Below are 13,161 nucleotides of genomic sequence, written 5' to 3'. Positions count from 1 at the left end.
ACTCCTCTCATGTTCGACGGCTACACTCTTGACCACAAGTTCCGAGTGGTTAACCCAGGCATGCATTCAACGCAAGTATCGGACGAGGTGACCCCTTGCAGCTCCCGGACATGAACCTGCTGCCCGCGCTCGATGCGCTGCTGCGCGAGGGCAGCGTGACCGGCGCAGCGCTGGAGTTGAACGTCTCCGCCTCCGCGATGAGCCGCACGCTCGGACGGCTGCGCCGGGTGGTCGGCGATCCCCTGCTGGTACCGGCGGGCCGCGGGCTGGTGCTGACCCCGCGCGCCCACGAGCTCCAGCCGCAGGTGGAGGCGGCGCTGGCCGCCGCACTGGCCGCGCTGCAGCCCCCGCAGCCGATCGAACTCGCCGTGATCGAGCGCGAGTTCGCGATCCGCGCCGACGACGGACTCACCGCGGTGGTCGGCTCCGCACTCATCACGCGGGCCGCCCGCGAGGCACCGGGAGTGCGGCTGCGGATCCTGCCCGAGGGCGACGAGGACCCGGCCGACCTGCGGGACCGGATCGACCTCGACCTCGGCTCACTGCCCGAGCTCCCGCACGACGTCCGCAGCAGCCTGCTCTGCCGCCACCGGTACGTCGCCGTCGGCCCGACCGGCGCGCCATGGGCCCAGCGCGCCCTGACCCCCCGCCAGTTCGCAGCCCTGCCGCACATCACGGTCTCCCGCCGGGGCCGCGTGCGCAGCGTGGTGGACGACCGACTGGCCGAACTCGGGCTTCAGCGAAGCGTTCTGGCGACCGTACCGACCTTCGTCAGCGCCTGCCACCTCGCGCTGGAGTCCGAGGCGCTCGCCCTGGTGCCGTCGCTGGTCGCGGCCAAGCTGGCCCGCACGATGCCGCTGACGGTCCAGGACATCCCGCTGGAGCTGCCCGGCGTCGACGTGGGCATGGCCTGGCACGCCCGGGTCGACGCCGACCCCGCACACCGATGGCTGCGCACGACCCTGACCCGGATCGTGGCGGACGCGAACGTCCTGGCCTGACGCCTTGTCGGTCGAGCGGCAGCACCGAGGACGAGGACACGCTGAAGGGCCTCGGTCGTCGGCCGGAAGCCCGCCGAGGCAGGGGACTTGCCGGTCCTCCCTCCGGTCGAGCCGGCCGTGGTCGCGTTCCGACCTGCAGCGCCCGTCCGGCGCCAAATCCCCTGGCTCCGTAACGGCTTGATACCAACCTCGTTTGATGACTCGGCGTCAGAATCGGCGAGTGGTGCACTGAGAGTGAGAGGTCATCACATTCCGGGGGAAGGGATGGGCTGATCGATGCCCTGTGTCGGATGCGGCGCGACCACCGTGCCGGGAGCAGCGTTCTGCGGGGCCTGCGGTGCCGCCGTCGACGAGAGTGACTGCGGCGAGCCCGAGGCCGACCGCCAGGTCGACGCCGCGAAAGGTCGCGGTGCCGAAGCCGTTCGATCCACCCCTGTTCGATACACCGCAGCCCGATCCGCCGCAGTCGGGCCCGACGACGGGCGGCCCGCCGGCCCGGCGACGCAGCCGAGCGAGGTGGCGCCGCACCGGGCCGCCGACGGCGACCTGACCCGGTACCTCTGCGCCGCCGCGTACCTGGACCGGGAGTACGCCAAGCTGCTGGTCAAGCAGATCGCGGCCGAGCCCCATCTCGCGGTGGCGGCAGCCCCGGCCTGCGACGTTCCGGTGGTGCTCCGGCACGCCTACGCGGCGAACGCCCGTCGCCATCAGCGCGATCTCCTCCTCGCCGTCCTGCTGCTGCTGGTGTTCGTCTTCACCGTCAGTGCCTCCGGGCCCCTGCTGACCCTGCTGACCCTGCTCCTGGCCTGGGGGACGGTGCTCGCCTTCGAGCTCTCGACCATGTTCGGCAGTCACCTGCAGGACTTGCGTCCGGAGAGCTTCGATCCCGAGGCCGCACCCACGGCTCCCCACCAGGACGCCGAGGCCCGTCTCCAGCAGGTCGGCGCATACGCCACGGGCAACGTCACCGTGTACAGCGGCTACTCACCGTTCGTCGGGTACGGAGTGGAGCTGGACTCGTGGTCCTTCGCGCTCGATGTCACCAAGCCGGGCGGCTCCGGAGACATCCCCCGGGACTTCGACGTGACGGACCTCTACGCCCATGTCGCCGACCGCCTCGGACCCTTGGTCCTGCCCGACCTGAGAATCGAGGAGCGGCTCTTCGTCGACGGTTCGGACATCGTCGGCGACCAGCGGTTCCTGCCCGACTCGCTCGGCCGGCCCGTCGCCGAGGTCTCCCAGGAGCAGTTGGACGCGCTGAAGCGGGCGCCGGAGGACCGGGCCCGGCCCTACCTGGCCGTGCACTCCACCGGTTGGGGCGGTGAACTGGTCACCTCGCTCTTCGTGCGGTTCTACCGCTCGGAGTCCAATCTCTCCGTGGAGGCCGTGCACACGGTGCTGTGCCCGCTCCTGGAGCGCTACCGGATCATCGACACGCTGCTGCCGAGCCCGAGCGTGGGCGACTTCGCGAAGAAGACGTCCGAGACCATGGTCAGTACCTTCTTCATGCTTCTGGCGTCACCGGCGCGTGCCGTCATGGGCTTCGCACCCGACTTCGGGATGACCCGGCGGGTCCGGCGCCAGAACAGGATGATCACCAGGCTGCACCGGTTCGACTACGGGGCGCGGCTGAGCGTCCGGCAGCAGGCCTCGGACACCAACTACCACCGCTACTTCCAGAAGCTCGACACCAAAATGGCGTTGAAGGTGGCCGAGAGGCGCGTCCTCGACGCACTCGTGGAGTTCGCCGAGAAGAACGGCATCGACGTCGGGGACTTGGTCCAACGACAGGAGACCATCATCAACAACGGCATCATCGCGACCAGCGGTGCCACGGTGGAGTCCAGTTCGGTGGCCTCGGGCAAGAAGGCGTCGATCTCCATCGACATTCCGCTCAAACTGCCGCGCCTGAAGCTGGACTGAGGCAGACGCAGGCGGACGCAGCCGGCCGGACCGGAAGGGAGCCATGATGGACAGGAACGACGGGATCATCGCGAGCGGGGGCGCCAACGTCGTCGGCAGCGCCGTTGCCAGCGGAAAGCAGTCGAGGGCCGTGGCTCGCGACATCACCGTGTCCCAGCCCCCGGAAGGGCGGCAGCAGTCGCCGCAGGAGATCCGCGACCTGCTCGCCCGGCTGATCGACGAGCTCGGCCGGTCGGACCACCCCGACCGCGAGGGCCTGATCGACGTGGCACGGGACGCACGGGAGGAACTCGACGCCCCCACCCCGCGAAGGAGCAAGCTGGCCGTGCTGGCCGGGGCGCTGACACGTGCGGTGGCCGGGCTGACACCCCTGGCCGCCCTGGCGGTGGCGATCGAACAGGCGATCCAGGGCCTCTGAGGCCTGGCCAGGCCCGGGACGCGCCGAAGTCCAGCGAGATTGAGAAGGTCATGCGCTTCTGCATCCACTGCGGTCAGCGCTTCGAGGACGCAGTCACCCGCTTCTGCACCCGTTGCGGCAACCCGCGCCAGGCCGTCGCGCAGACCGGCCCGGCGCGGCCCCTCGGCGCCCGTCGCGTGCGCGTCGGCTCCGCCGCCCTGCCACTGTGGCTGGTCTGCCTGATGGTGCTCCTGCTGGCCGGAGGCGGGGTCACCGCCGCGCTCGTCAAGCCGTCCTCGACCGGACCGGCCCGTTCGATCGCCGACAGCCCGCTGCCCCCCTCGCCGTGGAGCACCTACCCGGACTCGGTGCCCCCGGCCGACTCCTCGTCCCCGGCCGGCTCCCGCTCCCCGAGCCACGTCACCACCTTCACCGCGCCGACGCCCACACCCACACCGACCACCGACCCCGTCCAGGCCGCTCAGGTCGGCCAGTGTTTCGGCAACACCGGGACGGAACAGCAGGTCGCGCTGAAGCCGACGGAGTGCGGAAGCGGCGGGTTCCAGGTCGTGCGGGTCTTCCGGGGAACGACGGACCGGAGCAGCTGCGACAGTGTGCCCCGCACCTCGTGGGCCGTGTCCTACGACGGGTACTACCTCGTGCTCTGCCTCAGCTACCAGTACCCGCACAGCACCGCCTACTACGCGACGCAGGGCAACTGCGTCTACGGAACCACCGGGCAGTCCGACTGGAACCAGGTCACCTGCCAGAAAGGCAACTTCACGGTGCTGGCACGGTATTCCGGCACCACCGACACGAGCAAGTGCAACTCCTGGACGGGCTACGACCGGAGCGAGTACTTCACGGTCTCCCGGTGGCCCTCGCTCAACGTGCTGCTCTGCCTCACGATGAACTACCCGGACGCCATGGGCCATGCGACCAAGAACGAGTGCCTCTACGCGAGCGGACCGGACAACGCCATGGTCTTCAGGACCGTCGGATCCTGTGGCGAGGGCAACGTCGTGGTGACGGGGCGCACCAGTGCCTACGACGACACGTCGTTCTGCGGCAACGACGGATGGGCCACCTGGCGCCAGAACGACTACCCGACGCTCTCCTACACCGTCTGTTTCCGCCGCCTGTAGCGGCACATCGGCTCCGGCTCCGGCTCCCGGGGCGCCGGGAGCGGGCTATCCCTTGATCGCTCCCTCCTCGACGCCCCGGAAGAAGAAGCGCTGGAGGGCGGCGAAGACCACGACGATCGGCAGGAACGCGATCATGGTGCCGGCCGCGATCATACGGGGGTTGGCGCTGAAGGTGCCGTTGAGGTACTGGATGCCGACGGTGAGGGTGTACTTGTCGGGGTCCGTGAGGACGATGAGGGGCCAGAGGAAGTCGTCCCAGGCGCCGATGAAGGCGAAGATGGCGATGACGCTCAGCATCCCGCGCACGCTCGGCAGCCCGATGTGGATCAGCCGCTGCCAGACGTCGGCGCCGTCCACGATCGCAGCGTCGTCCATCTCCCCGGGAATGGCACGGAACGCGGTGCGCATCAGCAGCACGTTCAGCATCCCGATCGCACCGGGCAACGCGACACCGAGCAGCGTGTCGGCGAGGCCGAGACTGCGGACCGTCACGTACTGCGAGACGATGGTGACCTCCCCCGGCAGCACCAGGGTCGCCAGGAAGATCCCGAGGACCAGCCGTGCGCCCCGGAACCGCAGCCGGGCGAGGGCGAAGCCCGCGAGGGTGGCCCCGACCACGTTGCCTCCGACGGTGATCGCAGCCACCACCAGGGAGTTGGCGGCGTACGTCCAGACCGGGACGGCCCTGACGACCTCGGCGTAGTTGCCGAGGGTGGGCTTGCGGGGCAGGAAGCCGGGCGTGCGGGTGAAGATGTCCTCGGTGGGGGCCTTGAGGGAGGTGGAGAGCTCCCAGAGGAACGGGCCGACGGTGAGGAGGAGGACCAGGAGCAGCAGGAGATAGCGCACCGATTTTTCGGCGGTCGAGGTGGAGTTGAAGCCTCTGACCCGTCCGGCGGTCCGGCCCGTACGTCCCGTACGGCCCCTCGGAGGCGTTCGGGTCGAGCGGTTCCGTCGGTCCGTTGAGTGCGCACGGACCTCGGAGCAGTCGTCGGCCGCCGAATGCCGGCGAGCCGCCGGCTGCTCCGGAGCTGTCAGGTGCTCCGGTCCTGTCGGGTGCTGCGGCTGTGTCGGGTGCTGTCGGGCCATCGGATTCTCAGGCCGCCTTCCGGTCGAGGCGCAGCAGCAGGAGCAGCGGGCAGACGGTGATGACGAACAGCAGCAGGCTGAGCGCGGAGGCGTAACCGAGATGTCCGGTGAAGCCTCGGCTGTACATCTGGATGAGCATGACCACCGACATGTCCCGGCCGCCCGGCCCCCCGGTGCCGTCGGAGAGGATGTAGAGCTCGGAGAAGACCCGCAGCGCCGAGACCGAGATCAGCACGGAGACCAGCAGCATGGTGTTGCGCACGCCGGGGAGGGTGACGTGCAGGAAGCGCCGGACGGCGCCGGCACCGTCCACGGCCGCCGCCTCGTGGAGTTCGCGGCCGACGTTCCCGAGGGCGGAGAGGTAGATGACCATGTAGTAGCCGAGCCCCTTCCAGACCGTCAGGCCGATGGCGCTGAGCAGCAGCAGCCAGCGGTCGGTGAGGAAGGGCAGCGGCTGGCTGAGGACGCCGAGGCGCTGGGCGAAGCCGTTGACCAGGCCGCGCTCGTCCAGGACCCAGCCCCAGATGAGCGCCACCACGACGGCTGAGGCGATCACGGGGGTGTAGAAGGCGGTGCGGAAGAAGGTGATGCCGGGCAGGCGCTTCTGCACGAGCAACGCCATGAGCAGCGGCAGCACGGTCAGCAGCGGCAGACAGACCAGCATGTAGATCACGCTGTTCAGCAGCGCGTCGCCCAACTGGTCATCGCTCAGCGCGCGATCGAAGTTGTCCAGGCCGACGAAGTGTCCGCCGCCGAGCGGGCGGGCGTTGGTGAAGGAGAGGATCACCGTGTTGACGGAGGGCCACACGGTGAAGACCAGGAGCCAGACCAGTGCGGGCGCGATGAGCAGCCAGGGGGTGTACCAGCGTCGGTGCGTCATGGCCGGGGCGCTGTCAGTTCTTGAGGAGTTGGTCGCACCGGGCGACGGCGTCGTCCAGTGCTTTCTCGGAGGTGGTGCCGCCACTGATCGCGAGGGCGATCTGCTGGTTGACGATGTCGCTCATCGCCTGGTCCACCTGGACGGGTTGGAGCACGGTGGCCTTGGCGAGCGAGCTGAAGGCGATCACCTTGGCGGTGCTCGCGTTGGTGCCGTCGCTCTTGCTGAAGTAGGGGTCGCTCGCCGACGCCTTCGTGCTGGGGAAGATGCTGGTGAGGTGGGCGAAGGCGGCCTGGTTCTCGGCGTTGGTGACCCAGCGGGCGAGGGCGAGGGAGGTGGGCAGGTTCTTGCTGCTCCTGGCGACGGACAGGCCCTGGACGTACAGCGGAGGGGTGCCCATGGCCGGTGAGGGAACGACCTTGGGGGCGAGCGTGGGGTTGTCGGTGGCAAGGCTGGTGATGTAGTTGCCGCCGCCGGTGGTCCAGGCCGCCGTGCCGGTGGAGAACAGCTTGGCGTTTCCGGCGTACTTGTCGGTCAGCACGTCCTTGGGCAGCAGTCCCTGCTGGTACGCCTCGCGGTAGCGGTCGAGCAGGGCGGCGGCTTGGGGGGTGTTGAAGGTGAAGCTCCTGCCGTCCTCCGCCATGATCCGCACGCCCGCGTTGGCGAGGTCACCGAGGCCGGGCTTCCGGCTCATCAGGTAGGCCTGGCCACCGGACTTCTCCTTGAACACCTTGGCCTGCGCGATGAGTTCGTCCAGGTTGGTGGGCGGCTTGCCGGGGTCGAGGCCGTACTTGGTGAGAAGGTCGGCGTTCCAGTAGTCGACATCGGTGTTCAGGTACCAGGGGTAGCCGTAGGCCCCGGACCGGCCCGCGTAGCGGTAGGCGTCGATCCCGCCGGCCACGTAGTCCCGGGCGAGGGCCGGGTCCGCCGAGCCGATGTCCAGCAGCAGTCCCTGCTTGACCAGGGGCAGGGCGAAGTCGGGTGGCAGGTTGACCACGTCGGGGAGACCGTCGCCGGCTGCCTGGCTGAGCACCTTGTCGGCGTAGCCGTCGGCCGGCTGGTCCAGCCAACTGACCTGGACGCCTGGGTACTTGCGCTGGAAGGAGTCGATCACGCCCTGCATGTAGTCGGTGAACTTCGGCTTCAGCGCCCAGGTCTGAAGCGTCACCTTGCCCTTGATCTCTCCGGTGACGGCGGCGGGCGCCGTTTCGCCACCGGGTGACGACGAGCCGCCGCCGAGTCCGCATCCCGCCACCGTCGTTGCCACGACCGCGGCCACTGCCAGCCTTGCCCAGTACTTTCGCATGAGGTCTCCCGGCCTGCCCTGGCGCCGGCGCTCCGGCCGCCCGCCCGCCCATCAGCCTGTGTGAGTCTGCGTGCATTGCGTGTGGTCACGTGCTGCTGCGTGTCGCACTGCCGTACCGATCGCATATATCGATTGCGCGCATCGATCGCGTGTACTAAACCGCTCTAGTGCCCGGGACTATCCTCCGGGCTACACTCCCTGTCAAGAGAGAGGAGTCGGGGCCGTGGGGCGACCGACGATTGCCGACATCGCGCGACAGGCCGGGGTGTCGAAGGGCGCGGTGTCGTTCGCGCTCAACGGCCGGCCGGGGGTGAGCGAGGCCACCAGGGAGCGGATCCTGCTGGTCGCCAAGGAGATGAACTGGCGTCCGCACAGCGCCGCGCGGGCACTCGGCGGGGCCCGCAGCGGAGCCGTCGGGCTGGTGATCGCCAGGCCCGCGCGGACCATCGGGGTGGAGCCGTTCTTCGCCCAGCTGCTCTCCGGGCTGCAGGCCGGGCTCTCGGCCAGGGCGGTGGCACTGCAGCTGCTGGTGGTCGAGGACACCGCGGCCGAGATCGCGGTCTACCGGCACTGGGCCTCCGAGCACCGGGTGGACGGCTTCATCGTGGTGGACCTCAAGGTGCGCGACGAGCGGATCGAAGTGCTGGAGCAGCTCGAGGTCCCCGCCGTCGTACTCGGCGGTCCCGGCCGGCACGGCAGTCTGCCCAGCGTGTGGGCGGACGACCGGGAGGCGATGCTGTCGATCGTGCACTACCTGGCCGCGCTCGGCCACCGCCGGATCGCCCACCTGGCCGGGCTGCCCAGCTTCCGGCACACCCAGCGGCGGATCCGCGCCCTGCGCGACTCGGCCCGCGACCTCGGGCTGATCGAGGCGGTTTCGGTGCCGACCGACTTCAGTGACTCCGAGGGCGCCGCCGCCACCCGCCACCTGCTCGCCCGGCCGCAACGGCCGACCGCGATCGTCTACGACAGCGACGTGATGGCGGTCGCCGGGCTCGGCGTGGCCGCCGAGATGGGTGTCCCGGTCCCCGGCGAGCTCTCCATCGTGTCCTTCGACGACTCGGTGCTGGCCCGGATCGTCCACCCCGCCCTGACCGCGCTCTCCCGGGACACCTTCGCCCTCGGCGAGCAGGTGGCCCGCCAGCTGCTCGCCGCCATCGACGCTCCGGGGACGGTCCGCGACCTGCAGACGCCAACCCCGCTGCTCACCGTGCGGGAGAGCACGGGCCGTCCGGCGCTCGACGGCGGTCTTGGCAGATGACCTAAAGCGGTTTAGGCTCGCCCGACCAGGGGTCCGCCCTACCCGGCAGCCGGAGGACGCGCGTGACCACGCAGCACCCAAGCCCCGACCGAGTCCGATTCGGCGTCAACTACGTACCCTCGGCGGGCTGGTTCTACAGCTGGCTGGACTTCTCGGCCGATGCCGTGCGGCGCGACTTCGAGGATCTGGCCGGCCTCGGTCTGGACCATGTCCGGGTCTTCCCGATCTGGCCGTGGATCCAGCCGAACCGTTCACTGATCCGCCGTCGCGGCATCGACGATCTGCTCGAACTGATCGACATCGCCGCGGAGTTCGACCTGGACGTGGCCGTCGACCTGCTCCAGGGCCACCTGTCCAGCTACGACTTCCTGCCCTCCTGGGTGCTCACCTGGCACCGGCGGAGTCTGTTCACCGACCCCGCCGTCCGCGAGGGCATCACCCGCTACGTGGACCGGGTGAGCCGGGCCGCCTCCAGCCGGTCGAACGTCTTCGCGATCACCCTGGGCAACGAGGTCAACAACCTCTGGCCGGCCAACCCGACCGACGCCAAGGAGTCCTCCCAGTGGGCCGCCGAGCTGCTCCGGACGGTCGACGCGGCCGCACCGTACGTGCTCGGCCTGTACTCGCTGTACGACGCCGCCTGGTACGACCCCGAGCACCCGTTCCACCCCGCCGACGCTGCCGAGCTCGGTGATCTGACCACCGTCCACTCCTGGGTCTTCAACGGCGTCTCGGCCCTCGACGGCCCGCTCGGCCCGGCCACCGTCTCGCACGCCGACTACCTGGTCGAACTCGCTGCCGCGACCGCCTCCGACCCCACCCGCCCGGTCTGGCTCCAGGAGATCGGCTCGCCCCGCCCGGACGTACCCGACGCGGACGCTCCCGCCTTCGTCCGCCGCACCCTCGACCAGCTCCTCCCCAATCCCGCGCTCTGGGGTGTCACCTGGTGGTGCTCGCACGACCTGGACCGCTCGCTCGCCGACTTCCCCGAACGCGAGTACGACCTCGGCCTGTTCACCACCGACCACCGCCGCAAGCCGCTCGCCGCCGAGCTCTCCGCCGTCATCGCCGAGCGGCGCGCCGACGAGCGCACCGCACAGCACTCCGGCCGGCGGAGCATGGCGTCCGACCGCCCCGGCCTGGTCTGCGCGGTCGATCTGCGCGAGCGCCCCGACCGCCGCGCCGAGGTCGCCCCCGGCAGTGCCTTCCACACCGAGTGGGTACGGCTGCGCGCCTCGGGCCCGCTCGCCATCGTCCCCGCCGCACGCGCCGCCGACTCCGGGTACCTGGCCGCGCGCGGCGTCGGCGGGCTCATCGAACCCGGCGGCCGGCCCTGACCGCCGGACCCGCCGCACCCACCACACGCGCCGGACCCGCCACACCCGCCACACCCGCCACAAACAGCCGCAAACCGCCGTGAACCGCTACGGCCCTCCCTGACCCGCTGAACCCGGCACACCAGTTGCACCCGCTGACCTGAACACCCGACGGAGCCACCGCGACCGCCGGACCCACCGCACCCGACCACTCGCCCCGCGCTGGATCGGAGACCCGGATGAGACTCAGACAGCTGTCCCTTTTACTGTGCGCGGCCCTCGCCACCGCCGTCCTCGGCACGGTCCCCGCGACGGCGGGCACCCGAGCCGGCCCCGCCGCCGAAGCGAGGAGCGCGGCCGCTCCCCCGTCCGCCGCCAACGCAAATGCCAACGCCAAGGCCAAGGCCAACGCGAATGCAAACGCCAACGGCAGCCAGCCGTACGCCTCGTACTGGTACCCCGACACCCTGCTCGGCTGGGACCCGGCGAACGACCCCGATGCCAGGTTCAACCGCTCCCGGGTCCCGCTCCAGCCGCGCACCGCCGACCCGGCGCTGCGGGCCAACGCCAACGCCCGTACCGACCAGACCCGGATCTCCTCACTGGTCTCCTTCGGTCCGACCTCCGCCAACCCCTCACAGGGTTCGGCCGACCCCAACTACTACGCCTTCGGCTACTGGCAGTACGTGAACACCCTGGTGTTCTGGGGCGGTTCGGCGGGCGAAGGGCTGATCCTGGCCCCCAACCCGACGGTCGTCGACGCCGCGCACCGCAACGGGGTCAAGGTCTACGGCACGGTGTTCTTCCCGCCCACCGCCTACGGCGGACAGCTGCAGTGGGTGCGCGACTTCGTGCAGAAGTCCGGTTCCCGCTACCCGGTGGCGGACAAGCTGGTGCAGGTGGCCAGGTACTACGGCTTCGACGGCTGGTTCATCAACCAGGAGACCGCCGGCGGCGACTCGGCCCTCGCCACCGAACTGCGCGACACCATGACCTACGCGCGGGCGCAGGGACCGGTCGAGTTCCAGTGGTACGACGCGATGACCGAGTCCGGCGACGTCGGCTGGCAGAACGCGCTGAACTCCGCCAACGACGGCTTCCTGCAAAAGGGTTCGAGCCGCGTCGCCGACTCGATGTTCCTCAACTTCGACTGGACCGCCGCCGGGCTGGACTCCTCGCGCAGCGTGGCGAGGTCGCTCGGCCGCAGCGAGTACGACCTGTACTCGGGTGTCGACACCGAGGCGGCCGGCTACCGGACCTCCGTCGCCTGGGACGCGATCTTCCCGCCCGGCAGGCCGCAGGTCACCTCGCTCGGCCTGTACCGCCCCGAGTGGACCTGGAAGTCGGCCACCGACCGCGCCGACTTCTACGCCAAGGACTCCCGCTACTGGGTCGGCGCCAACGGCGATCCGTCCGACACCGGCACCCCGGACTCCTGGAAGGGCCTGTCGACCTACGTCGGCGAGTCCTCCCCCGTCACCGCCAAGCCCTTCGTCACCTCCTTCGACACCGGTCAGGGCGACTTCTACAACTCCGCCGGGAAACGGGTGAGCACCGGAGGCTGGAACAACCTCTCGCTCCAGGACGTCCTGCCCACCTACCGCTGGCTGGTCGCTTCGGGCGGCAGCAGACTCAGCCCGTCGATCGACTTCACCGATGCCTACGAGGGCGGCTCGTCGCTGCGGCTGACCGGGCGCCTGGACGCGACCAACACCGTGCGGCTGTACGAGTCCCGGCTGCCGGTGAACACCGACACCAGGCTGTCCGTGGTGTTCAGGACAGCCTCCGCCGGGGCGTCCCGCCTCGGCGCGGCGGTCTCCTTCACCGACGACCCCACCACCTTCACCACCATCGACCTCGGCGCGACCGGCGGCAGCGGCTGGGAACGACGGACGCTGGACCTTTCGGCGTACGCCGGGCGGACCATCGCGCAGATCGGCCTCCAGGTCTCCGCGCCGAGCCCCGTCGCCTCCTACGATGTGAGGATCGGCCAGCTCGCGGTGTACGACGGACCGGTGGCCGCCACAGCCGCGCCCACCGGCCTCACGGTGCTCGGCGCCACCGATGTCTCGGCGAGCCGCAAGTCGCTGCGGCTGGCCTGGTCCCCGCCGGGGAGCGGCGCCGTGCACCACTACGAGGTGTACCGGCGCAACCCGGACGGCAGCCGGACCTTCCTCGGCGGCACGCCCGACGACGCGTACTTCGTCCCGCAGCTGGACCGGGTGGGGCAGGAGAGCGCGACCGTCATCGAGGTCGACGCGGTCTCGACGGCCTACGGGCGCTCCCACGCCGCGACCGCCGAGGTGCGCTGGTCCGATGCGCCGCCCGCCGCAACCGACCTGGCGCTGAACCGTCCGGCCACCGCATCCGGGCAGTGCAACGCCGACGAGGGTCCGGCGAAGGCCGTCAACGGCAGCGTGCGCGGCGGAACCGGAGACAAGTGGTGCACCCTGACCCGCACCAAGTGGCTCGAGGTGGACCTGGGTTCGGCACATCCGCTCACCCGGTTCGTGGTCCGGCACGCCGGGGCGGGCGGGGAGAGTGCCGCCTGGAACACCCGTGACTTCACCGTCCAGGTCCGTTCCTCCACCGCCGACCCGTGGACCACCGCCGTCACGGTCACCGGCAACACCGCAGGCACCACCACCCATCCGGTGGACGTCACGGCCAGGTACGTCCGCCTGAACATCACCAGACCCACCCAGAACTCCGACCCCGCCGCCCGGATCTACGAGTTCGAGGCCTGGGGCTCGTAGCAGCGTCACGAGGACCGGCAGTCGGCCACCCCGGATCGGCCACCGAGGGCTGGCAACCGACAGCCGACCGCCGGAAAGGCAGCAAGGCAGCAC

General features: G+C 70.3%; 10 protein-coding genes. 7 read left to right on the top strand and 3 right to left on the bottom strand.

Annotated elements, in window-relative coordinates; genetic code table 11:
- Window positions 1-95 precede the first annotated feature (95 nt).
- The 4 genes from ACFC1R_RS10695 (at window position 96) to ACFC1R_RS10680 (ending at window position 4,466) form a co-directional block, all read left to right on the top strand.
- Window positions 96-1,001: a LysR family transcriptional regulator gene (locus tag ACFC1R_RS10695; protein ID WP_375935968.1), complete on the top strand. Its 906-nt coding sequence runs from the start codon at window positions 96-98 to the stop codon at window positions 999-1,001.
- A gap of 276 nt (window positions 1,002-1,277) precedes the next feature.
- Window positions 1,278-2,924, top strand: a complete 1,647-nt coding sequence (locus ACFC1R_RS10690; protein ID WP_375935965.1) for a zinc ribbon domain-containing protein — start codon at window positions 1,278-1,280, stop codon at window positions 2,922-2,924.
- 46 nt (window positions 2,925-2,970) lie between these two features.
- Complete coding sequence (locus tag ACFC1R_RS10685) at window positions 2,971-3,342, top strand: hypothetical protein (RefSeq protein ID WP_375935962.1); 372 nt, start codon at window positions 2,971-2,973, stop codon at window positions 3,340-3,342.
- A gap of 50 nt (window positions 3,343-3,392) precedes the next feature.
- Window positions 3,393-4,466 carry a hypothetical protein gene (locus tag ACFC1R_RS10680; protein ID WP_375935959.1) on the top strand — a complete coding sequence of 358 codons (1,074 nt, stop codon included), beginning with the start codon at window positions 3,393-3,395 and terminating at the stop codon, window positions 4,464-4,466.
- A gap of 45 nt (window positions 4,467-4,511) precedes the next feature.
- Here the strand turns inward: ACFC1R_RS10680 and ACFC1R_RS10675 are convergent, their stop codons facing one another.
- The 3 genes from ACFC1R_RS10675 to ACFC1R_RS10665 all read right to left on the bottom strand — a co-directional run bounded on the left by ACFC1R_RS10675 (window position 4,512) and on the right by ACFC1R_RS10665 (window position 7,735).
- The gene (locus ACFC1R_RS10675) at window positions 4,512-5,312 is read right to left on the bottom strand and encodes a carbohydrate ABC transporter permease (protein ID WP_375935956.1); all 801 of its coding nucleotides are present in this window, start codon (window positions 5,310-5,312) and stop codon (window positions 4,512-4,514) included.
- A gap of 247 nt (window positions 5,313-5,559) precedes the next feature.
- Window positions 5,560-6,432, bottom strand: coding sequence for a carbohydrate ABC transporter permease (locus tag ACFC1R_RS10670; RefSeq protein WP_375935953.1), 873 nt, complete (start codon window positions 6,430-6,432; stop codon window positions 5,560-5,562).
- Window positions 6,433-6,445: 13 nt separating this feature from the next.
- Window positions 6,446-7,735, bottom strand: a complete 1,290-nt coding sequence (locus tag ACFC1R_RS10665; protein WP_375935950.1) for an ABC transporter substrate-binding protein — start codon at window positions 7,733-7,735, stop codon at window positions 6,446-6,448.
- A gap of 223 nt (window positions 7,736-7,958) precedes the next feature.
- Here ACFC1R_RS10665 and ACFC1R_RS10660 point away from each other — a divergent pair, with 223 nt between their 5' ends.
- From ACFC1R_RS10660 to ACFC1R_RS10650, 3 genes are all read left to right on the top strand, one after another.
- Window positions 7,959-8,996 carry a LacI family DNA-binding transcriptional regulator gene (locus tag ACFC1R_RS10660; protein WP_375935947.1) on the top strand — a complete coding sequence of 346 codons (1,038 nt, stop codon included), beginning with the start codon at window positions 7,959-7,961 and terminating at the stop codon, window positions 8,994-8,996.
- Between the two features lie 62 nt (window positions 8,997-9,058).
- The gene (locus ACFC1R_RS10655) at window positions 9,059-10,333 is read left to right on the top strand and encodes a glycosyl hydrolase (protein ID WP_375935944.1); all 1,275 of its coding nucleotides are present in this window, start codon (window positions 9,059-9,061) and stop codon (window positions 10,331-10,333) included.
- A 218-nt stretch (window positions 10,334-10,551) separates the two neighbouring features.
- On the top strand, window positions 10,552-13,068 hold the full coding sequence (locus ACFC1R_RS10650) for a discoidin domain-containing protein (protein ID WP_375935941.1): 2,517 nt from the start codon (window positions 10,552-10,554) through the stop codon (window positions 13,066-13,068).
- Window positions 13,069-13,161 lie beyond the last annotated feature (93 nt).

It is taken from the genome of Kitasatospora sp. NPDC056138 (assembly GCF_042264695.1).
In the GTDB taxonomy this organism is placed as follows: Bacteria; Actinomycetota; Actinomycetes; order Streptomycetales; family Streptomycetaceae; genus Kitasatospora.
Note: the sequence above shows the minus strand (reverse complement) of the source record. Positions and strands in the feature narration are given on the sequence as shown.

What these genes read in the sequence shown, in the direction of transcription:
- ACFC1R_RS10685 (WP_375935962.1), top strand. Translation starts at nt 2,971, where the DNA reads ATGGACAGGAACGACGGGATCATCGCGAGCGGGGGCGCCAACGTCGTC.
- ACFC1R_RS10665 (WP_375935950.1), bottom strand. Translation starts at nt 7,735, where the DNA reads ATGCGAAAGTACTGGGCAAGGCTGGCAGTGGCCGCGGTCGTGGCAACG.
- ACFC1R_RS10690 (WP_375935965.1), top strand. Translation starts at nt 1,278, where the DNA reads ATGCCCTGTGTCGGATGCGGCGCGACCACCGTGCCGGGAGCAGCGTTC.
- ACFC1R_RS10650 (WP_375935941.1), top strand. Translation starts at nt 10,552, where the DNA reads ATGAGACTCAGACAGCTGTCCCTTTTACTGTGCGCGGCCCTCGCCACC.
- ACFC1R_RS10680 (WP_375935959.1), top strand. Translation starts at nt 3,393, where the DNA reads ATGCGCTTCTGCATCCACTGCGGTCAGCGCTTCGAGGACGCAGTCACC.
- ACFC1R_RS10670 (WP_375935953.1), bottom strand. Translation starts at nt 6,432, where the DNA reads ATGACGCACCGACGCTGGTACACCCCCTGGCTGCTCATCGCGCCCGCA.